The organism is Corallococcus sicarius (assembly GCF_003611735.1).
Lineage (GTDB): Bacteria > Myxococcota > Myxococcia > Myxococcales > Myxococcaceae > Corallococcus > Corallococcus sicarius.
Window position 1 is genome coordinate 1 of record NZ_RAWG01000165.1, and the last position, 20718, is coordinate 20718.

Genomic DNA, 20718 nt, shown 5'->3' on the forward strand with positions numbered 1-20718 from the left:
TCTCCAGGTCGTGGCGGATGACGCCCCAGCGCTCCGCGAAGTACAGCGTGAAGAGGGCGGGCCGCCGCTGGCCCTCTTCACGCTGTACTTCGCGGAGCGCTGGGGCGTCATCCGCCACGACCTGGAGATGTTCTTCACGCTGGGCAGCCGCCAGCGGCTGAAGGCCCGCCTGCTCGCGGAAGGGGAGCGACTGGCGACCGAGGTAGAGCGGCTGGCGGACGAGTACCGGCCGAAGCTCCAGCCTCCTGGCCCCGCGCCCGTCGTGAGGTAGGCGAGAGGCCGCGGACCGGAAGATCCGCCGATGCCACCAGAAGTCCCGCCCTCCTGTCGGCGCCGGCCCCGTCGTTAGGTTCCTTTCCGAGGAATCAACACGAAGGGAGGACGGCAATGGCTTACGACGTGGTCATCGTGGGAGGCGGCCCCGCGGGGCTCAACGCCGCGCTGTATCTGGGACGCGGGCGCAAGGCGGTGCTGCTCTGTGACGCGGGCACGCCCCGCAACGCGGCGGCGACGCACATGCACGGCTTCGGTTCGCGCGACGGCATCCCGCCCCCGGAGTTCCGGCGCATCAGCCGCGAGCAGCTCCAGCACTATCCGAACGTGGAGGTGCGCGACACGCGCGTGGGCTCCGTGGAGCCGCACGATGGCGGCTTCCGCGTGGCGCTGGGCGACGGCACCACGGTGGACGCCCGCCGCATCCTCCTCGCATTGGGCATGGTGGACGTGCTGCCGGACATCCCGGGCTACCGCGAGCTGTGGGGCACCACCGTCTTCCAGTGCCCGTACTGTCACGGCTGGGAGGTGCAGGACCAACCCTTCGGCGTGCTCGCCACCGACCCGATGTTCCTGGACTTCGCGTCCGTCGTGCAGGGCTGGTCGCGCGACGTCACCGTCTTCACCCACGGCACCTTCCCGGTGCCGCCCGAGCAGCGTGAGCGGCTCCATCACCTGGGCATCGGGCTGGAGGAGCGGAAGATCCGCGCGCTCCACGGGAAGGACGGCCACCTGGAGGCCGTGGAGCTGGAGGATGGAACAAGGGTGCCCCGGCGTGTCCTGTTCTCCGCGCCACCGCAGCGGCAGCCGGAGCTCGTCACGAAGCTGGGTGTCGCGCTGGATGAACAGGGCTTCGTGAAGGTGAACCCCCTGGGGGAGACGTCCGTGCCGGGCATCAGCGCCGCGGGGGACCTGACGACGCGTCTGCAGGGTGCGGTCATGGCCGCGAGCGCGGGCGCCGTCGCCGGGGCCATGCTGAACCACGGCCTCCTCATGGAGGACGCGGACCGTCGCTACACGGCCGCGACGGGGAAGACTCCGCCCGCGCGGCTGAAGCCGCACTGAGGCGTGTTCAGGGCCGTGAGGTCGCGCAGTGCTGCTTGCGCCACCTCATGGAGGATGCGGACCGCCGCGATACGGCCGCGCTGGAGAGGCCTCCACCCGCGCGGCTGAAGCCGCACTGAGCGAAGACGCCGCGCGGTGCTGCTTGCGCCACTGGGCGGGCGTGAACCCCTCCGCGCGCCGGAACAGCCGGATGAAGTGCGTGGGGTCCGCGTAGCCCACGCGCTCGGCGATGATGTCGATGCGCTCGTCCGTGGACAGCAGCCGCCGCCGCGCCTCCGCGAGCCGGCCGGAGATGATCCACTCCACCGCGCTGTGCCCCGTGGCCTGCTTGAGCGCCGTCGTCACGTGCGCGGGGGAGCGGCCCACGGCGGCGGCCACCTCGCGCAGCGAGATGGGCCCCAGGCAGTGCCGCTCGATGAACGTGAGCGCCTCGCCCACCAGCGATGCCCGCGAGTCCGAGGGCGTCCACGCGCCACCGGAGCGGGCCACCTCCGCGAGCACGAGCGAGAACAGGCTGCGCACCACCTGCTCCCTCAGGGGATGGGCGGGGGCGCGCGTCTCCTCGCGAAGCTCCGACAGCAGCCGGACCAGGTGCTCCTGCCGGCCGGAGGGGATGGGCACGACGGCGGAGGCGCCCTGGCGCACGCGCTCGAAGGGCTCCAGCAGTGGCCCCACCTCCGACTGGAGGAAGGCGGCGGGGTGGAAGCCCAGCCCCAGGACCTCCGCCCGCTCGGTGGTGATCAGCCGGTGCCTCTCCCCGGAGGGGATGAGCAGCACGTCGCCCGGGGACAGCGTCAGCCGGGTGCGCTGCTCCATGGTTGCCCGTCCCCCGATGTAGAGGATGAGGGCGGCATGCGCATGGGTGGCCGCATACGGGGCCGGGGACTGCATGGCCCCGCGATCCACGAACAGGGGGCCCGGCCTCGAATGTGAGGGATGCGCAGCAGCCACCAGATGCCTCCGCTTCCTTGCCGGGCGAGCAGCGAACCTCCTCACCCAACCGGTCCGGGCTCGGATGCATTCCGGGCCCGGGGGTTGCGCGCTCAGGTCCGCGTCTGGGGCACGGCCTCCCGGAACAGCTTCGCACCCAGCAGCAGCGCGAAGCCTCCCAGGAGCACCGGGACCGAGTTGATGGCGATGGCGGTGTGGAGGCTGGCCATGTCGGCGATCTGCCCGATGAGCGTGGGGGAGATGGCGTCGCCCAGCATGTGGATGCACAGCACGTTGAGGCCCATGGCGAAGGCGCGGAACGCGGGCGGCACGCAGTTGACGATGGCGGCGTTGATGGGACCGCTGTTGAGGAAGATGAGGAACTGGGCCACGCCGATGGCCGCGAACGTCAGCATCGGGTCCTTGATGTTCACCGCCAGGTACATGCACGGCGCCGCGAGCAGCAGCCCGATGCCGGACAGCCACAGGCCGCCGCCCACGCGCTTGCGGTCCATCTTGTCGCCCAGCCAGCCGCCCGCGACGGTGCCGGCGAGGCCCGCCACCGCGGTGATGGCGCCGAACACGAGCCCCACGCGGCCCGGGTGCTCCAGCCACAGCTGCCGCTCCCGCACCAGGTACGTGGGCATCCAGAACGCGAGCCCGCCAATGGAGAACGTCATCAGCGTGTAGCCCGCCGTCGTCGCCCAGAAGGCGGCGTTGCGGCCCAGGCCCCTGAGGCCCTCCATGAAGGGCAGCTTCACCGCCGCGTCCGGCCCGTCCATGGCGCCGCGCTGGGGTTCCGGCATGAAGAAGGCCATGGTGCCCAGCACGAGCCCCGGCACGCCGCCCGCGAAGAACGCCGCGTGCCACGAATACGACTGCGTCAGCCAGCCGCCCAGGCCGTAGCCCATCGCGGAGCCCACCGGGATGGCGATGTAGAAGTACGACAGCATCCGCGTGCGCTGCTCGCGCGGGTACAAATCCGAGATGATGGACGGCGCCACCGCGCCATAGCCCGCCTCGCCAATGCCAATCACGGCGCGCGCCAGCAGGAGCGCCGTGAACGTGGACGCAAGCCCGCTGGCCCCGGTGGCCAGGCTCCACAGCAGCACGCCGCCCGCCACCAGCAGCCGGCGCGGCACCCGGTCCCCCAGGAAGCCGCCCAGCGGCGACGCCAGCATGAACACGACGATGAAGACGGTGCCCAGCAGCCCCGACTGCGCGTCGTTGATGCCGAAGTCCTTCTGAATCTCCGGCAGCGCGACGGCGATGATGTACCGGTCGAGGTAGTTGACCAGGTTGATGAGGGTCAGGATGAACAGCGCGTAGCCCGCGCGCACGGGCTGCGTGGCGGGCGCGCTGGACGGGGCGGTGGCAGAAGAGGCGTTCATGAGGAGGAGGGGGCGGAGCCGAAGCGGTGGACCAGCAGGCCCCAGCGCAGGCCGCGGTCGCTCACGCGGCACGTGTCCAGGCCCAGCGCCTTCACCGCTTCGCGCAGGATGAGGGCACCCGCGGGGATGACGTCCGCGCGCTTGGGCTGAAGGCCGGGCAGCGCGCGACGGGCGTCCAGGGGCAGGGTGCACAGCATGTCCGTGAGCGCGTCCAGCTCCCCCCGGGACAGCGTGCCGCCGTGGACCTGCTCCGCGTCGTAGGTCGCCATCCGGTGCTGGAGCGCGTACAGCGTCGTCACCGTGCCGGCCACGCCCACCAGCATCGCGGCGGGCGGCGTCGGCGGCAGGGCCGCGAAGGTGTGGCGCAGGTGCGCTTCAATGGCGGCGCGCTCGTCGGATGAAGGCGGGTCGGTGCGCACGAAGCGCTCGGTGAGCCGCACGGCGCCCACGTCGAAGCTGTGGCGGAAGGCCACGGTGCCGGCGTCGCTGCCGTAGATGAACTCCGTGGAGCCGCCGCCAATGTCGATGACGAGCAGCGGCCCCGCGGCCTCTCCCGCGAAGTCCGCGGACACGGCGGCGAAGGACAGCTGCGCCTCCATCTCGCCGGGGATGATCTCCACCGTCACGTCCGCGCGAGCCTTCGCGGCGGCGATGAAGTCCGCGCCGTTCTTCGCGTCACGCGCGGCGCTGGTGGCGGAGACCGCGATGCCCTGGGCGCCCAGGGCACGGGCCTCGTCCGCGAAGGCAACGAGCGTGGACAGCGTGGCCTCCATGCCCTCGGCGGAGAGCACGCGGCTGGTGTCCACGCCCCGGCCCAGCCGGGTGATTTCAGCGCGCTCCACCACCGCCTCGAAGCGCCCGTCCGGCAGGCGCTCCGCGACCAGCAGCAGCACGGAGTTGGTCCCGATATCGATGGAAGCAAAGCGCGGCATCCCGCGCACACTACTCAACGCAGCAGCGCTTCCAAAGCGTCCCCCAGGACCTCGTAGTCCGCCGGGGTGTTGTAGAGCTGCGCGGAGATCCGCAGGTGCCTCCGGGGCGCCTTGGGCCACGCGGTGACGGGGAGCTCGATGTGGTGCTCCTCGAAGAGGCGCACATGGAGTGGATCCAGGTAGAGCGGCGGGGCAGGGCGCTCCGCGGAGCTGTCCGGCAGGGCCACGCACGCCATGCTGCCCACCATCGACTCCGGGCACAGCGGCGAGGCATTGCCCAGCCGCGCGTCCAGCCGTCGCCGGGCGGCGAGCGCCTTCTCCCGGTTGGATGCCATCACCTCCGGCCACCCGCCCGGCACCAGCCCCCCGATGAAGCGGATGACGGTGGGGATGCACAGGTAGGGTGACGGATCACCCGTGCCCATCCAGTCGAAATCCAACCGGAAGCGCGAGCGGTCCGTGCGCGGCGAGTTGTGCCCGTGGCTCACCACCAGCGGCTTCAGGCCCGCCTGCAGGTCGCGGCGGACGTAGAGGAACGCGGCGCCCTTGGGCGCGCACAGCCACTTGTGGCAGTTGCCCGCGTAGTACGCCGCGCCCAGCTCCCGCAGCGCCAGCGGCACCATGCCCGGCCCGTGGGCGCCGTCCACCAGCGTCTCCACTCCCTTTTCGCGCACGCGGCGCACCAGCTCCGCCAGCGGCATCACCAGGGCCGTCTGGCTGGTGATGTGGTCGATGAGGAGCAGGCGCGTGCGCGGCGTCACCTGCGCCATCACCGCGTCCACCACCGCGTCGGCGGACGGCACCGGCCAGGGCAGCGTGGCCACCACCACCTTCGCGCCCATCGCGGCGCAGGCCACGTCCAGCGCGTTCCTCGACGCGTTGTATTCGTTGTCGGTGACGAGCAGCTCGTCGCCGGGCTGCAAGCGCAGGCCGCGCAGCACGGTGTTCACGCCGGTGGTGGCGTTGGGCATGAACGCGAGGTCGTCCGCGTCCGCGCCCACGAAGGCGCCGAGAACGGAGCGCGCCTCATCCAGCAGCGGCTCCGCCTCGCGGGCGAGGAAGCGCACGGGTTCGGATTCCAGGCGTGCCCTCAGCTCCGACTGGTGCTGGAGCACCGCCGTGGGGCACGCGCCGAACGAGCCGTGGTTGAGGAAGACGACCTGCGGATCCAGGCTCCAGTGGGAGCGAAGTGGTGCGCTCATGCGAGCGCACTATGCGCCTACTTCGCCGCGGGGGCGATGCCCCAGTCCGGCGTCAGCCAGCTGCCCTTCTCCATCGGGAGGGGCAGCTGGTTGTTGCCCTCGGCGGTCATCACCCACAGGTGCGCGCCACCGTTGCGGGTGGTGCTGAACATGACGAGCCGGCCGTTGGGGGAGAAGGTGGGCTCCTCGTTGTTGCCCTGGTCCTGCGTCAGGCGCGTCACCTTGCCCGTCTCTACGTGGACGGTGAACAGGTCGAAGGCGTTGCGCTCGTCGCGCGCGGTGAAGGCGATGAGGTCCCCGCGCGGCGACCAGTCCGGCGTCTGGTTGTAGTTGCCCTGGAAGGTGAGCCGCTTCACGCCGGAGCCGTCCGCGCCCATGACGTAGACCTGCGGGCTGCCACCCCGGTTGGACACGAACGCGATGCGCTTGCCGTCCGGCGACCACGTGGGGCTGGTGTTGAGGCCGTACGGCGTGTCGGTGACGGCCTTCGCACCGGATCCGTCCGCGGCCGCCACGTAGATCTGCGCGCTCTCACCCTCCGCGAGCGCGTAGGCGATGCGCCGGCCGTCCGGCGAGAACGCGACGCCCGTGGCCATCTGCCCGTTCGTCACCACCGGCTTCGCCTCGCCGCCGGGGGACTGCACGTAGATGTCCGGCCGGTTCTTCCGGTAGGACGTGTAGGCCACCTGCCCGGAGGCGCTGAGCGTGGGCAGGATGTTCGTGCCACCCTTGGTGAGCGCCTGCGCGCCCATGCCGTCCCAGTCCGCCACGTACACGTCGCGGTTGGCGCCCGACTTGCGCACGTAGGTGATGCGCGACAGGAAGGGGCTCGCCTCGCGGGTGAAGTGCCGGTAGAGCGCGTCCGCCAGCGCGTGCGCCAGCTGCCGGGGCTCGTTGGCCGGCGCGTCCTTGGCGACCTTCAGGTCCTCGTGGCCGGTGGCCACGTTGAACAGGCGCAGCTCACCGCGCAGCGCGCCGCCGTCCTGCGCGAGCGACACCTTCACGAGCGACTCCGCGCCCACGTCCGCCCAGCGGCTGAAGTTGATGCTGCCCGCCGTCATGCCTTCCTTCGCGTCGGCGGTGAAGCCCGCGCGGTCCAGCACCTGGAAGATGCCGGAGGCGGTGAGGTCGTACGTGAAGGCGGTGTCGAACGCGCCCGCCGCCTTCTTGTCGCCACCCTCCTGCACCGTGGGCGCGGGGGCCGCGAGCGGCAGCGGACGGAAGTTGGCGCCGGAAATCTCAATGACGGGCGCCTGCGCGAGCACCAGCGCGGGCACGAGGAGGAGCGACAGCAGGATGGCTTTCATGGGCTGAACACCAGGACGACCCCGTTCTTCTGGAGCGCGTCGCGAAGGGCATCGGGGGGAGGGGAGAAGGGAGACGCCTTGCGCACGGCGGCCACCACCGCCGAGTCGAACAGCTCGTTGCCACTGGCCTTGGCCAGGCTCACGTCCAGCACCTCGCCGGAGCGGCCCAGCCGCATCGCCACCTGGGCCTTGAGGTAGAGGCGCTCCGCGTCGGGGATGGTGTCCGCGACGTTGTAGTGCCGGCGCACCTGGGACTTCAGGAGGCCGTAGTACCGCTCGCCCTCCTGCACCGCCGAGTCGCCGTCGGGGTCGCCGTCCTCCGCGCCCTCCAGCTCCTCCGGCTCGCTGGGCTTCGCCGACTTGTCGAAGGCGCCAAAGAGCTTCTTGCGCCGGTCCTCCGCGTTCGCCTCGCCCTTCTGGGGCGTGGGCGCGGGGGCGGGCTTCGCGCCGGGCACCGCCACCGCGTTGGGGGAGGGCGCGGGCACCGGCTCCTGCGAGGGCGGCGTGGGCACGGGCTTCGCCGCGACCTCCTTGGGCGGAGGCTGCGCCTGCTCCTTGCGCGGCAACAGCTTGGGGTCGCGCGGCTTGCCCAGGCGCACCAGCGACGCGTTGATGGGCTTCTGGTCCAGGTCCATCTTGGGCGTGGACGTGAGGCGCGCGTAGAGCATCCCGGCCACGAGCACCGCGATGTGCGCGCCCACTGAGAAGACGACGAAGCGCGACAGCTTCGTGGGCCGTGCCACCAGCAGGCTGTGGGTCACCGCGGAGTCCATGCGCTAGCGCTTCGCTTCCTTCGACTTGCCCTTGCCGCCGCCGGCCGTGGGCGTCTTGTTCCCGGGGTTGGACGCCTTGCCGCCGGTGGACGGGTCCGTGATCATCCCCACATTCTTGATGCCCGCGCGCTGGGCCGCGGCCATCACCTCCACCACGACGCCATACGGCACGTCGCGGTCCGCGTGGAGGTAGACCTCCTTGTCCGCCTGCGCCTTGGCGTTGGCGGCGAGCTTCGTCTCCAGCTCGTCCAGGGGCACTTCCGCGTCACCGATGTAGACCTTCTTGCCCGCGTCGATGGAGAGGACGACCTTCTTCTCCGTCGCCTCCACGGGCGTCGCCTTGGTCTCCGGGAGGTTCACCTTCACGCCCTGCTGGATGAGGGGTGCGGTGACCATGAAGATGATGAGCAGCACCAGCATCACGTCCACCATGGGCGTGACGTTGATCTCACTCATCGTGGTGCGGCCGCCGCCGCCTTTTCCGCCGCCCATGCCCATGGGTGTGTCCCCTTGTGCCTAGCGGAAGAAGTGCCGCTTGATGATGTTGAGGAAGTCCGCGGAGAAGTTGGACATCTCCGTGTCGAACACCTTGATGCGGCTGACGAACGAGTTGTAGGCGACCACCGCCGGGATGGCCGCGAACAGGCCCGCCGCCGTGGCGAAGAGCGCGTTGCCCACCGGCGCCGCCACCGTGGCGAGCGTCGCGTTGCCCTGCTCGGCGATCTGGTTGAAGGCGCTGAGGATGCCAATCACCGTGCCGAACAGGCCCACGAACGGGGAGGCGGCGCCCACCGTGCCCAGGAAGGACACGCGGTTCTCCAGCTCGGTGATCTGCGCCGTGGCCGCGCGGTTGAGCGCGCGCTCCACGTTTTCGATGCCGCCCAGCTTCGCGCTCATCGCGTCCTCGGAGGTGCCGCCCTCCTTGCCCGACTGCGCCAGCTTGCTCAGCTCCTCGTAGCCCGCGCAGAACACCTTCGACAGCGGCGAGCCGTCCAGCTTCTGGGCGGACTGGTAGATGGCCTCCAGCCGCGACGCCTTCCAGAAGGTGTCGAGAAAGGTAAGTGACTGCGAGCGGGCGCGGGACAGCTGGGTGAACTTCATGGCGATGAGGGCCCAGGAGGCCACGGACACCGACATGAGGAGCAGGAGCACCGCGAGCTCGATGAACGACGCGTCGCGGATGATCTCCACGTAGTTCATGGCGCCAAAGGCCAGGGGCAGGTGGGGTATCATGGGGTCCAGCGCGTAACATCCTGTACGCGGGTGGGTCAAACCCGCCGTGGGTGCCCGGTTGCTGCTCCTTTGGCCTGGGCTGAATAATTCCCGGGGACGGTCGTCTGGAGGGTTGTTACGGGCCGACGACCTCACACTTCCCGAAACACGGATGCCCACCATGAACGCGAGACTGCTCGCCGCATTCCTCTGCCTCGCCGCCCTGTCCACCGGCTGCGTCATTGAAGACAACGGTCCCCGCTACCCCGGCGATGTCCGGCTGACGTGGACCTTCGACGGTGCTCGCTGCGACGAGATGCGTGACGTCCAGGGCGTCGACATCATCATCGGCGGTGAGCGCCTGGACAACGACGGCCGCTACCCCTGCTCGGCGAACGGCTTCGACGGCATCATCCTGCACGACTTCGCGCCCGGTGCTTACACGTTCGACGCGGTGGCGGTGGGCTACGACCGGACGGCGCTCTTCACGTACCACGGCACCTTCGTGGTGGATGGCGACGTGTCGGTGAGCATCAACTTCCCGGTGGGTGGCACCGGCACGGGGACCTACGCCGAAATCAACTGGAAGTTCCCGACCGAGGCGGGCAGCCAGTACCCCACCTGCGGTCAGGCCGGGGTGGCCTTCGTGGACGCCCGGGTGGACGACGGCGCCTGGGCGCACTTCAACTGCTACGAGGGCAGCGAGGGCCGCATGGTGAGCACCCCGGACCTGGCCCCCGGGCAGCACTTCCTGGAGGTGGTGGCCATGGACTCGCTGAAGCGCCCCCTCTACTACTACGGCGGCCCGTTCACGGCGGTGGCGGGCATCCCGGCGACCGTCACGGCGGAGACGTACGCCATCGGCGGGGCCGCGGTGGGCTGGGAGCTCTACGAGGGCAACGTCCGGCTGAGCTGCTCGCAGGCCGGCGTCACCGAGGTGGGCATCAACTTCCAGGACATCTACACCGGCCAGTGGGTCTACGGCGTGGCGGGGCAGTGGTTCCCCTGCAACGAGTCCCCGGCCATCTTCGAGTTCCTCCGCCCGGGCCGGTACTTCGTGTCCTTCCAGGCCCCGGGGACGGGGGGACGGTCCTACAAGTCCTCCGGTGACCTGGCCCCCATCGACGTCTTCGCCCACGACTTCCCGGGCGTGCAGGACGCGCTGTACGCCCCGCTCGACCGCGTCCGGTAGCGACACGGGTTCCAGGCCGCGTCACATGCAAGGGTCGGAGGCCTCCAGGCTTCCGGCCCTTCGTGCGTTCCGGGGTACCTCCAGGGAGGCGGGCGGGCGTGGAGGAGGCGTTGGCATCAAACGTGATAGGGACACCCTCCATGCGGCAAGACAGCCACGGTCCCATCGGCGTGTTCGACTCCGGCATCGGCGGGCTCACGGTCCTCAAGGCGCTCATGGCGAGGCTCCCCCACGAGCGGACGCTCTACCTGGGGGACACGGCGCGGGTGCCCTACGGCACGAAGTCCAGCGAGGTGGTGACGCGCTACTCGCTGAAGAACGCGGAGTTCCTCCTGGAGCGCGGCATCAAGCTCTTGGTGGTGGCGTGCAACACGGCGTCGGCCGCGGCGCTGCCCGCGCTGTCGGCCACGTTGCCGGTGCCGGTGCTGGGCGTCATCGAACCGGGGGCCCGCGCGGCGCTCAAGCGCACGCGGGGCGGCGGGGTGGGCGTCATCGGGACGCCGGGCACCATCCGCTCCGGGGCCTACCAGCGGGCGCTGGAGGCCGGCCAGCCGCACGTGTCGGTGAAGGCGAAGGCGTGCCCGCTCTTCGTGCCGCTGGCGGAAGAAGGGTGGACCACGGGCGACGTGCCGCTGCTGGTGGCGCGCGAGTACCTGGCCGGCTTCGCGCGGGACGGCGTGGACACGCTGGTGCTGGGCTGCACCCACTACCCGCTGCTCAAGGGCGTCATCGCGGAGGTGGTGGGGCCGGGGGTGTCGCTGGTGGACTCGGCGGAGGCCACCGCGGAGGCCGTGGCGGAGCTCCTGGGCGCCCGGGGGCTGCTCGCGCCGGAGTCCTCCACCGCGCCGGAGCACGCGTACTTCGTCACCGACGTGCCGGAGCGCTTCGTGGAGGTGGGGGCCCGCTTCCTGGGGCGCCCCATCCCTTCCGCGGAGCAGGTGGACCTGCGCTTCTAGGGGCGTGCGCCGGGAAGCGCCCCGCCCCTAACGGACGTCAGGGGATGGGGCGGGTGGAGACCGACGGCGCGGGCTCCTCGGTGGTGGCCTTGAGCAGCTCCTTGGCCACCTGGAGCACGGGCACCTCCGACGCGTCGTCCACGGCGACGAGCGCCTGGGCGGCCTCGGTGCCGATGTCGTCCTTGCGCGGCAGCTGGCCGGTGGCCCAGGTGATGAGCCGCTCCATCAGCGGGAAGAAGTGGATCATCTTCAGCGGCCGGTTCATCCAGCCCACGGTGATGCAGTAGTACTGGTTGAAGGGCGCGGTGTGGTGGATGCCGTGGTGGTCCGGCGGCAGGATGAGGTGCACGCGCTGCAGGAAGCCGATGAGCGCGGGCGGCGAGTCCAGGTGCGACCACTTGTGGAACTGGTTGGTCGCCATCACCCAGAAGATCATCGCGCCCAGGAACGCGGCCAGGAACACCCAGCCCGGCCCGTGGAGCGGCACCGCCACCGCGAGCGCCGCGACGGGCAGCGACACGAGGCAGTTGTTGCCGTTGGTCTCCACGAAGTCGTGGCGGGTGATGGCCTTCTCATCGACGTGGTGCTCGCGGAAGGGGCGGATGAAGGCCTTGCCCAGGACGGGCATCTCCGTGGAGCCCCACGTGTCGCCCATCCAGTGGACGAAGCCCGAGACGAAGTCCGCGGCCAGGTAGCCCAGCACCACCGCGAGCGTCATCAGCCACGGCCCGGTGTGGTCGGTGCTCCAGAGCTTGTACGCCAGCACGCCCTCCAGCGACACGAAGGCGATGATGGAGGCGATCTCCATCGCGCGGATGGCGGGGGAGTACCCCTGCGCCAGCGTCTGGGCGTCCTGCAGGCGGACCTTGTCCGTGATCTTGTCCGGTTTCGTCATCAGTGGGTTCCCGCCCGTCAGTGATGGCGCACGAAACGTCGCGCACGTCAGAGTGCGTACGTACCCCAGCCCGTTTCGGGTTTTCAACACAGGGGCCCCCTGCCCGGTGGCCTGACGGGCAGGGGCGGATCCGTACACTGCGGTGGGAAACGCACACCGAGGGCGGGCAGGCACGGGAGTCACATGAAAGGTGCGTGACGCTTGCCTTGTGAAGCCCGGACCCCGCTGCTACGGTGCCCGACCTCGGCAATGGCGAAAACCTTCGAAAAAGCCGTCACGGGCTTCAATCACAACATCAAGCACAAGGGGAAGGTCTACCACGTCCAGACCGAGGACTCGGGTGTCAACAACCCCCACATCATCACCCACCTGTTCGTGGGCGGGAACATCCTCGCGTCGAAGAAGACGTCCTACGCGGACATCCTCAACGCGGAGAACCTGGCGGAAGTCGTCCGCGAATTGATGGAGGAGCAGCACAAGGAGATGCTGCGCAACCTCATCAACGGCGTGTACGACAACTACGAGTCCACGGTCCGCTCGTACCAGCCGGGCCAGCTCGCCACGGACGCCGAGGCCGCCGCCGCGCCGAAGTTGCAGCCCATCGCCGCGCCGCGCCCCGTTCCTCCGCCCCCGCCGCCCGTCGCGGTGCCGGTGTTGCTCCCTCCCGAAGTGGCGGCCGCGCGCGCCCTCAAGGAGAAGCCCCGCATCAACGAGGTGGGCGTGGAGACGCTCTTCGGAGAGGACCTCATCTCCGAGAAGAGCCTGGACGAGGTCATCTTGAGCTACCTCGCCAGCGAGGGTGAGCCCTCTTAAGGCTCCCCGGGGGCTCCCCTGCCGGCTCCTGTGGCCGGCGCGCCTCCTGGCGCCGGGCCCGTTCCTGGGGCGTGCTCCAGGGCCGTGGTAGGCTCCGGGGGCTCGCGCGCCCGGTCATGATCCAGTTCTTCCACGTCTACAAGGCGTACCCCGGCGATCCGCCGGTGTTGCAGGACATCAACCTGAACGTGGAGAAGGGCGAGTTCGTCTTCCTCACCGGGCCTTCGGGCGCGGGGAAGACGACGCTGCTCAAGCTCATCTTCTGCGGGGAGAAGGCCACCAAGGGGCAGATATTGGTGGGCGGCAAGAACATCGCGCGCATCCGCGAGTCCGCGGTGCCGTACCTGCGGCGCAACATTGGCGTCGTGTTCCAGGACTTCAAGCTGCTGCCGCACCGCAGCGTCGCGGACAACGTGGGCTTCACGCTGGACGTGCTGGGCGTGCCCCGCGCGGAAGGGCGCGAGAAGGTGCACCGGATGCTCAAGCTCGTGGGGCTGGAGCACAAGGCGAACTCGCTGCCCCTGCGGCTGTCGGGTGGAGAGCAGCAGCGCGTGGTGATTGCGCGCGCGCTCGTGAATGACCCCACCATCCTCCTGGCGGACGAGCCCACCGGCAACCTGGATCCGGCGCTCACGGTGGAGATCATGGACCTGCTCACGGACATCAACATCCGGGGCACCACGGTGATGGTGGCCACGCACGACGCCACGCTCCTGTCGCGCTACCAGAAGCGCACGGTGCGGCTGGAGCGCGGGCTCATCGTCTCCGACGAGGACGGCGTCAAGGCAGCCCGGCGGATGGTGGTATGAGCGTGCTGTCGAAGGCGGCCTACTTCGGGCGCTCGGCGGCTGGCGGGCTGAAGCACGCGCCCTTCGTCCACTTCATCGCCGTGTCCACCATCGCCATCGCGCTGTTCGCGGCGGGGCTCGCGCGTGGCGCGTCGCACGTGGTGGACAACCTGCTCGCGTCGCTGGGCGGGGAGGTGGAGGTCACGGTCTACCTGGCCCCGCAGCTGGGACAGGACGAGGTCCACGGCGTCCACACGCGCGTGCTGGAACTCTCCCAGGGCGAGGTGACGGTGGTGCCGCCGGACGCGGCGCTGAAGCGGCTCAAGCGCGAGCTGGGCGATTTGGGCGAGGCGCTGTCGGAGCTGCCGGAGAACCCGCTGCCCGCGACGCTGGAGCTGCGCGTGCCGGAGGCGCGGCGCTCGCCCACGGCGCTCCAGTCGCTGGCGAAGGAGCTGCGCGCGCTGCCCGGCGTCACCGGCGTGGACTATGGCGAGGCCGCGGTGGAGCGGCTGTCCGCCATCGCCCGCGCGCTGAGCTTCGGGGCGCTGGTGGCGCTGGTGGTGGTGCTGGGGACGACCATCGTCATCGTCGCGGCCACGCTCCAGCTGGCCATCTACTCGCGGCGCGAGGAGATTGAGATCCAGAAGCTGGTGGGCGCCACCGACCGCTTCGTGAAGGCGCCCTTCCTGCTGGAGGGGCTGCTGCAGGGGCTCTTGGGCGCGCTGGTGGCGCTGGGCGGGCTGTGGCTGTTCGGCCGGCTGCTGGGCCCCACGCTGGGCTCGCTGTTCGCGTTCCTCCTGGGGCCGGGCGTGAGCGCGCCGTGGGTGGAGACGCGCACCGCGCTGGAGCTGCTCGCGGCCGGGTGCGTGCTGGGGCTGGGCGGCAGCTTCGTCGCGGTGGGGCGCTTCCTGCGCGTATGAGCCGGCTTGCTTCGCTCCTGATGGTGCTGGGCCTCCTGGGCGCCACCGCCGCGCCGGCCCAGCAGGACGAGGAGGCGGAGCGCGCGGGCATCCGCGAGAAGCTGGCCGCGCAGCGCGCCACGCTCGCGCTGGTGGAGGCGAAGAAGCTCTCCGTGCTGGAGGGCATGGAGCTGATGGAGGACCTGGCCGCGTTCTCCCGTCGCCGCGTGCGCGCGCTGGAGGGCGACCTGAACCTCTTCCGCCGCCGCGTCATGCTGGCCGAGCGCGAGGAGGCCGTGCTGCGCGAGGCCCTGCGCGCCCAATTGCGCCGCCTGTCCCCGCGCCTGCGCACGCTGTACCGGCTCCAGCGCCGTCGGCCGCTGGAGGTGCTCCTGTCCGCGGAGGACTTCGCCGCGCTGATGTGGCGGGCGCGCGCGCTGGAGGCCAGCATGGCGGGCGACCTGGAGCTGCTGCGCACCGTGCAGCACGTCGCGGGGCTCCAGCGGCAGGCGACGCTGGAGTTGAAGCGGCTGCACACCTCGCTGACCCAGCGCGTGGCCTTCCTCCAGCAGCAGTCGAAGCAGGCCCAGGCGCAGCAGGAGGCGCTGGAGGAGGTGGTGGGAAAGCTGGCCGGCGAGGCGGAGCTGGCGAAGCGCGCCGTGCGCGAGCTGGAGGGCGCGGACGCGGAGCTCACCCGCATGCTGGTGGACCTGCACGAGGCCCCCGCGACGAGCGGCTTTGGCGCGCTGAAGGGGAAGCTGCCCCGGCCCGTGACGGGCATCATCGAGGTGGGCTTCGGCCGCGTCGTGAACCCGCGCTTCAACACCGTCACCGTGCAGAAGGGCGTGGACATCCGCGCCCCGGCGGGCAGCCCCGTGCACGCGGTGGCCGAGGGCACCGTCGTCTACGCGGGCTGGCTGCGCGGCTACGGCAACCTGCTCATCCTCGACCACGGCGATGACTTCCACACCCTGGTGGCCCACCTCTCCACCATCACCCAGGAGGTCGGCGCGCGCGTGGCCCCGGGCGACCTGGTGGGGGAGGTGGGCGACACCGGCTCCCTCAAGGGCGCCTACCTGTACTTCGAGGTGCGACGCGCCGGGCAGGCCGTGGACCCGGCGCCCTGGCTTGCGCCTCCTCCCCCCACCGCCCCATGACACTGTCCGTCATGACGCGGTGCGCCTGGAAGCCAGGAACGTTAGAAGCTGCCCGTCGGTGGTGGTGACGAAGGAGGCCCGCACGTGGACCTGATGGGTGGGATGCAGAAGGCGATGCGACGCGTGCTGGTGGCGCGGGGTGTGGAGTCGGAGACGGTGAGCGTCGCCGGCCAGGCGGTGCACCACTATGCGCTCCAGGGGCAGGGCAGCGGCCCGCCGGTGGTGCTGGTGCACGGGCTGGGCGGGTCGGCCAACGGCTTCGGGCGGACGTTCTTCGGGCTGGCGCGGCGCTTCTCGCGCGTGCTCGCGCCGGACCTGCCGGGGCACGGCTTCTCCGGGGAGTACTGCGGCGGGCCCACCTGCGTGCAGGCCCAGTTCGACGTGCTGCGCGCCTACTGCCACGAGGTGGTGAAGCAGCCGGCCCTCGTGGTGGGCAACTCGCTGGGCGGGGCCATGGCCGTCAACCTGGCGTCCGAGCACCCGGAGCTGGTGAAGGCGCTCGCCCTGGTGGCCCCTGCGGGCGCGGAGCTGACGCCCCAGGCGCTGGCGGCGCTGCTGGGCGCGTTCGCGGTGAAGTCGAACGCGGACGTGCGCGCGCTCACGAAGCGGCTCTTCCACCGTCCGCCGTGGGCCGCGATGTTGCTCGCGTCGGAGCTGCGCAAGTTCTACACGACGCCCACGGTGCAGGCGCTCGCGGCGGATGCCCTGGCCACGCAGGCCAGCATCGCGCCCCAGGCGGTGCGGGACCTGAAGATGCCGGTGCTCTTCCTGTGGGGTGGCAGTGAGCGGCTGCTGCCCCCGGAGATCCTCACCTGGTACCGGCAGCACCTGCCGCCCCAGGCGGAGGTGCACGTGGTGGAGGGCTTCGGCCACGTGCCGCAGATGGAGCGGCCGGACGCGTTCGTGTCCCACCTGGTGGGCTTCGCGGACCGGGCCACGCTGTAGGACGGGAATCGTCCGGGGGGCCGGGTGTAGAGTCAAAGGGGCTCGCAACGCCCCTTCCTCCCGCCACAAAGGACGCGCTCCCGTGACGACAGGTCTCCTCCCTCCGTGGCGCATGGGCCTGGCCGCGCTCCTCCTGTGGGGCGCCCCGGTGCTCGCACGGGAGCCGGCGCGCGCCGCCGCCAAGGACGAGACGGCGTACCGCCAGCTGGAGCTGTTCGCGCGCGTGCTCTCCTACGTGGAGAACAACTACGTGGAGTCCGTGGACAGGAAGACGCTCGTCCACGGCGCCATCCAGGGGATGCTCGACACGTTGGATCCGCACACCCTCTTCATGCCCCCGGAGGTGTTCCGGGAGATGAAGATCGACACGTCGGGCGAGTTCGGCGGGCTGGGCATTGAAATCGCGCGCAAGGGCGACCGGCTGGTGGTGGTGGCGCCCATCGACGACACGCCGGCGGCCCGCGCGGGCATCAAGGCCGGGGACGAGCTGCTGGCCATCGACGGGGAGAGCACCCAGGGCATGGACCTGGTCCGCGCGCTGCAGAAGATGCGCGGCCCGGCGGGAGGCCGGGTGCTGCTCACGCTCATGCGCGCGGGCTTCAACGCGCCCCAGGAGCTGGCCATCCTGCGCGACCACATCCGCATCGTGTCGGTGGAGGGCGCTCTCTACGACGGCATCGGCCACGTGAAGGTGAAGAACTTCCAGGACCGCACGGATCAGTCGCTGCGCAAGGAGTTGGACAGGCTGCGCGCGCTCAACGGTGGCCGGGAGCTGGACGGCGTGGTGTTGGACCTGCGCAACAACCCCGGCGGCCTGTTGGATCAGGCGGTGGCGTTGAGCGACCGCTTCCTGCCGGGCAACCTGCCCATCGTGTCCACGCGCGGGCGCGACGGCCGCAACGCCTCCGAGGAGCGCAGCCGCGACCGCGACACGGAGAAGGAGTACCCGCTGGTGGTGCTCGTCAACGCGGGCAGCGCGTCCGCGTCGGAGATCGTCGCCGGTGCGCTCCAGGACCACGGCCGCGCGGTCATCATGGGGACGCAGACCTTCGGCAAGGGCAGCGTGCAGACCGTCATCGAACTGGAGGACGGCTCCGGGCTGAAGCTCACCATCGCCCGCTACTACACGCCCAAGGGCCGCAGCATCCAGGAGAAGGGCATCACCCCGGACTTCCTCGTGCCGGAGGACTCCTCGGGGAAGGCCGGAAGCGAGGCGCCCCGGGAGAAGGACCTGCAGCGCCACTTCAAGGCGGAGCCCTCCCAGACGACGTCGGAGGTCGTGGCCGCGCCGCGCTCCCTGCCCGCGAACCTGAAGGACTGGGCGGTGACGGCGAAGCTCACCGACACGCAGCTCCGGGTGGCCCTCAACTACCTCCACGGTCTGGCGCCGGTGGCGTCCCGGGCCCCCGGAGGCAACGCGGGTCGCTGAAACCCCTTTCGAGGCTGGCGTTTCTCCAGGCAGTGCGTGTAATGCGCACAGCAACGAGGGAGACCGGATGCGACGTCCTTTCAATCGCGCGCTGCACGCGACGCTCAGTGGCTGGCTGGTGGGAATGCTGGCCGTGGGCCCCGCGGCGGCGCAGCAGCAGCAACACGTACCGCTGCGGCTGGTGCCGCGAACGCTGCCGGCGGCGACGGGCCCCCGCGTAACGGTGGTGGCCATTGCGTTGGATCCCTCGCTGGAGGGCGAGGCGCTGAAGCTGGCCCACTGGGCCGAGCAGGCCGTGGCGCGCTCCGGAAGGCTGGACCTGGTGCGGCTGACGGACGCGCTGGACGCCCAGGGCGCGAGCGCTCGCGCGGCGAAGGCCGTGGAAGGCAACGCCGCGTTCAAGGAAGGCGCGAAGGCCTACGACGAGCTGGACACGGTGAAGGCGCTCCAGAGCTTCGACACCGCGGTGCGCGCCTATGAGCAGGCGGACCTGTCGCGCGCGTTCCCGCTGCTCAGCCGCGCGCGGGTGATGAAGGCCGCGACGCAGATGGCCAACGGGGAGAACAAGGCCGCGGAGCTGGAGATGCGCTCGGTGCTGGCGGTGGATCCGCGCGCCCAGTTCAACCCCAACTTCTTCCCGCCCGAAGCGGTCGCGTTCGTGGAGAAGGAGCGCAAGGCGCTGCAGGAGGGCGCGGAGGGCACGCTGACGGTGAGCACCCAGCCGGTGCCCGCACAGGTGTTCGTGGACGGGGCCTTCCGGGGCGTGTCCCCGGTGTCGCTCACCGGCCTGACGCGCGCGGACCACTACGTGACGCTGGTGGCGCCGGGCTATGCCGTCACGGAGGGGCGCGCCCGCGAGGGTGACGCGGCCTTCCCGCTCACGCGCCTGCCCGTGCAGGCGCGGCTGGCCGCGCTGGTGCAGCGCATCGCGCGCGACCCCGACAGTGAGGACCGGGACAAGGCGCTTCAGGAACTGGGCGCGCTCGCGGGCGTGCCGCAGGTGCTGGCGCTGCTCGTGCGCGGCGGTCCGGGCAACGCGCCGCTGACCGTCACCGGCCTGCGGCTGGACGTGGCGGATGGCCACAGCCTGGCGTACGCGCCGGGCCCGGTGCCGCGCGGCGACGCGATGGCCACGGGCTCCGAGTCGCTCTTGACGGGGCTCGTCGCCCAGGACGCCGCGCGCGTCGGGGGCAAGCCCGTGAAGCACTTCGCCGGGGGCGGAAGCGTGAGCCGCCGCACGGCGGGCTACGTGCTGCTGGCCACCGGCGTGGCGCTGCTGGCGGGCGGCATCTACTTCGGCCTGGAGGCCTCCTCCAAGGCGGACGCGTTCAAGACCGCGCCCCAGGGCAGCACGCGCGCGGAGGACCTGAAGAGCACCGGCAAGACGTACGCGCTGGTGGCGGACGTGGGCGTGCTCGCGGGCCTGGCGTCCGCGGGCGTGGGCAGCTACCTCGCCTTCTACAAGAAGGACGGCGGCGGAAGCGACGCCCCGGCCCCGTCGTCCCGTCGCGCCGCCCCGGACCGGGACGCGAAGCCCGACGCGAAGCCCATGGGTGAGTCGCTGCCCATGCCCCCGCCGCCCGCTCGCACCGAGCCGGCCCCGAGGACGAACGCCACGCCGTCGGCCGTGACGCCGCCGCCCGCCGCGACGCCGCCTCCGGCCGCCGCGACGCCGCCGCCCGCCGCCACGCCTGCTCCCGCGGTGGAGGCCCCGCCGCCGCCCGCGAGGAAGCTCACGCGCAAGGAGCGCGAGGCCGAGGCGAAGCGCCAGCGTGAGGAGGAGGCCCGCCTCAAGCGCGAGCAGGAGGAGCAGCGCAAGCGCGACGAGGAAGCCCGGCGCAAGCAGGCCGAAGAGGAGAAGCGCAAGCGCGAGGAAGAGGAGCAGCGCCGGCGCGACGAAGAGAAGAAGAAGCAGCGCCCCAAGCTCGACGAAGACGATCTCCGGAACTACTAGCCATGCGCCGCCTTTCATCGCTCATCGTTCCCTCGGCCCTGCTCCTGGGGCTGTCCGCCTGCAGCCTGCTCGTCGACTTCGACCCGGAAGGGCAGCCCTGCGACCAGGGCAAGTGCCTGGAGGGCTACGTCTGCCAGGAGCAGATCTGCGTCTCCGGGGATGGCACCCCGACCGACGCCGGCTCCACCGATGCGGGCGCGGATGCCGGCGTCGAGGATGCCGGCTCCACGGACGGGGGCGGCACGGATGCCGGGACCTCGGACGGCGGGCTTCTTCCCGACGGCGGCCGGTCCGACGCGGGCTGACGTCATGGGCCGGGCCCGAGGCACCTGACCCGGGCCGGTCCCCGTGGCTCCCCGTAGCTCCCCGTCGCTTGGGGGGCGCTCAGGGCGTGGCCTCCGGGCCGCGCCGTGTCCCCCCTGACACGGCTGCTCCCGGGCAGGCAGCACCCGGAAAATCCCAGTCATCCCAGTGGTTTGCACGCGCTGTCCGCCCCGGGGGAGGACCGCCGGTGCGTGGCATCATCCATGCTCTGGAGTGGGCCCACGGAGGCATCAACGACATGGGCAAGCGTGTGGGAGTGCTGATGGGCGGGTGGGGCGAGG

Annotated in this window: 20 protein-coding genes and 1 pseudogene; 12 read left to right on the forward strand and 9 right to left on the reverse strand. The window is 71.1% G+C overall.

Annotated elements, in window-relative coordinates; all coding sequences use genetic code 11:
• Together D7X12_RS23770 and D7X12_RS23775 are read left to right on the forward strand one after the other, a co-directional pair.
• Positions 1-271, forward strand: a pseudogene (locus tag D7X12_RS23770) (hypothetical protein); the annotation flags it as partial.
• 116 nt (positions 272-387) lie between these two features.
• Positions 388-1338, forward strand: a complete 951-nt coding sequence (locus tag D7X12_RS23775; protein WP_120627566.1) for an NAD(P)/FAD-dependent oxidoreductase — start codon at positions 388-390, stop codon at positions 1336-1338.
• Positions 1339-1383: 45 nt separating this feature from the next.
• On the opposite strand, the gene D7X12_RS23780 is transcribed toward D7X12_RS23775, so the two are convergent.
• The 8 genes from D7X12_RS23780 to D7X12_RS23815 form a co-directional block, all read right to left on the reverse strand.
• On the reverse strand, positions 1384-2229 hold the full coding sequence (locus tag D7X12_RS23780) for an AraC family transcriptional regulator (protein WP_120627567.1): 846 nt from the start codon (positions 2227-2229) through the stop codon (positions 1384-1386).
• A 152-nt stretch (positions 2230-2381) separates the two neighbouring features.
• Entirely contained in the window at positions 2382-3659 is a 1278-nt protein-coding gene (locus tag D7X12_RS23785; RefSeq protein WP_120627568.1) for a spinster family MFS transporter, read from the reverse strand.
• Complete coding sequence (locus tag D7X12_RS23790; protein WP_120627569.1) at positions 3656-4591, reverse strand: Ppx/GppA phosphatase family protein; 936 nt, start codon at positions 4589-4591, stop codon at positions 3656-3658. Before D7X12_RS23790 ends, D7X12_RS23785 begins: the two co-directional genes overlap by 4 nt.
• A 14-nt stretch (positions 4592-4605) precedes the next feature.
• Positions 4606-5793, reverse strand: a complete 1188-nt coding sequence (locus tag D7X12_RS23795) for an aminotransferase class V-fold PLP-dependent enzyme (protein ID WP_120627570.1) — start codon at positions 5791-5793, stop codon at positions 4606-4608.
• Positions 5794-5810: 17 nt separating this feature from the next.
• A complete protein-coding gene (locus tag D7X12_RS23800; RefSeq protein ID WP_120627571.1) occupies positions 5811-7100 on the reverse strand; it encodes a DPP IV N-terminal domain-containing protein in 1290 nt (429 codons plus the stop codon).
• Positions 7097-7873 (reverse strand): TonB family protein, encoded by a 777-nt coding sequence (locus D7X12_RS23805; RefSeq protein ID WP_120627572.1) that lies wholly within the window; start codon positions 7871-7873, stop codon positions 7097-7099. Before D7X12_RS23805 ends, D7X12_RS23800 begins: the two co-directional genes overlap by 4 nt.
• Before the next feature lie 3 nt (positions 7874-7876).
• Entirely contained in the window at positions 7877-8371 is a 495-nt protein-coding gene (tolR, locus tag D7X12_RS23810) for a protein TolR (protein ID WP_120627573.1), read from the reverse strand.
• Between the two features lie 18 nt (positions 8372-8389).
• Positions 8390-9106 carry a MotA/TolQ/ExbB proton channel family protein gene (locus tag D7X12_RS23815; protein ID WP_120627574.1) on the reverse strand — a complete coding sequence of 239 codons (717 nt, stop codon included), beginning with the start codon at positions 9104-9106 and terminating at the stop codon, positions 8390-8392.
• 160 nt (positions 9107-9266) lie between these two features.
• Here D7X12_RS23815 and D7X12_RS23820 point away from each other — a divergent pair, with 160 nt between their 5' ends.
• Both D7X12_RS23820 and murI read left to right on the forward strand, forming a co-directional pair.
• Positions 9267-10277, forward strand: a complete 1011-nt coding sequence (locus D7X12_RS23820) for a hypothetical protein (RefSeq protein WP_147443785.1) — start codon at positions 9267-9269, stop codon at positions 10275-10277.
• A 140-nt stretch (positions 10278-10417) separates the two neighbouring features.
• The gene (gene murI / locus D7X12_RS23825) at positions 10418-11233 is read left to right on the forward strand and encodes a glutamate racemase (RefSeq protein ID WP_120627576.1); all 816 of its coding nucleotides are present in this window, start codon (positions 10418-10420) and stop codon (positions 11231-11233) included.
• Between the two features lie 37 nt (positions 11234-11270).
• On the opposite strand, the gene carF is transcribed toward murI, so the two are convergent.
• Positions 11271-12128: a plasmanylethanolamine desaturase gene (gene carF, locus D7X12_RS23830; protein ID WP_120627577.1), complete on the reverse strand. Its 858-nt coding sequence runs from the start codon at positions 12126-12128 to the stop codon at positions 11271-11273.
• A 249-nt stretch (positions 12129-12377) separates the two neighbouring features.
• Here carF and D7X12_RS23835 point away from each other — a divergent pair, with 249 nt between their 5' ends.
• From D7X12_RS23835 to D7X12_RS23870, 8 genes are all read left to right on the forward strand, one after another.
• Positions 12378-12941 (forward strand): RomY N-terminal domain-containing regulatory protein, encoded by a 564-nt coding sequence (locus tag D7X12_RS23835; RefSeq protein ID WP_120627578.1) that lies wholly within the window; start codon positions 12378-12380, stop codon positions 12939-12941.
• Between the two features lie 116 nt (positions 12942-13057).
• Complete coding sequence (ftsE, locus tag D7X12_RS23840; RefSeq protein WP_120615261.1) at positions 13058-13750, forward strand: cell division ATP-binding protein FtsE; 693 nt, start codon at positions 13058-13060, stop codon at positions 13748-13750.
• Positions 13747-14649 (forward strand): cell division protein FtsX, encoded by a 903-nt coding sequence (locus D7X12_RS23845; RefSeq protein ID WP_120627579.1) that lies wholly within the window; start codon positions 13747-13749, stop codon positions 14647-14649. Before ftsE ends, D7X12_RS23845 begins: the two co-directional genes overlap by 4 nt.
• Entirely contained in the window at positions 14646-15785 is a 1140-nt protein-coding gene (locus D7X12_RS23850; RefSeq protein WP_208719249.1) for a murein hydrolase activator EnvC family protein, read from the forward strand. The genes D7X12_RS23845 and D7X12_RS23850 overlap by 4 nt, the downstream gene beginning before the upstream one ends.
• Positions 15786-15869: 84 nt before the next feature.
• A complete protein-coding gene (locus D7X12_RS23855) occupies positions 15870-16730 on the forward strand; it encodes an alpha/beta fold hydrolase (RefSeq protein WP_120627581.1) in 861 nt (286 codons plus the stop codon).
• Positions 16731-16842: 112 nt separating this feature from the next.
• Entirely contained in the window at positions 16843-18159 is a 1317-nt protein-coding gene (locus D7X12_RS23860) for a S41 family peptidase (protein ID WP_120627582.1), read from the forward strand.
• Positions 18160-18226: 67 nt separating this feature from the next.
• On the forward strand, positions 18227-20113 hold the full coding sequence (locus tag D7X12_RS23865) for a PEGA domain-containing protein (RefSeq protein WP_120627583.1): 1887 nt from the start codon (positions 18227-18229) through the stop codon (positions 20111-20113).
• Positions 20114-20115: 2 nt separating this feature from the next.
• Positions 20116-20418, forward strand: coding sequence for a hypothetical protein (locus D7X12_RS23870; RefSeq protein ID WP_120627584.1), 303 nt, complete (start codon positions 20116-20118; stop codon positions 20416-20418).
• The last annotated feature ends 300 nt before the right edge of the window (positions 20419-20718 follow it).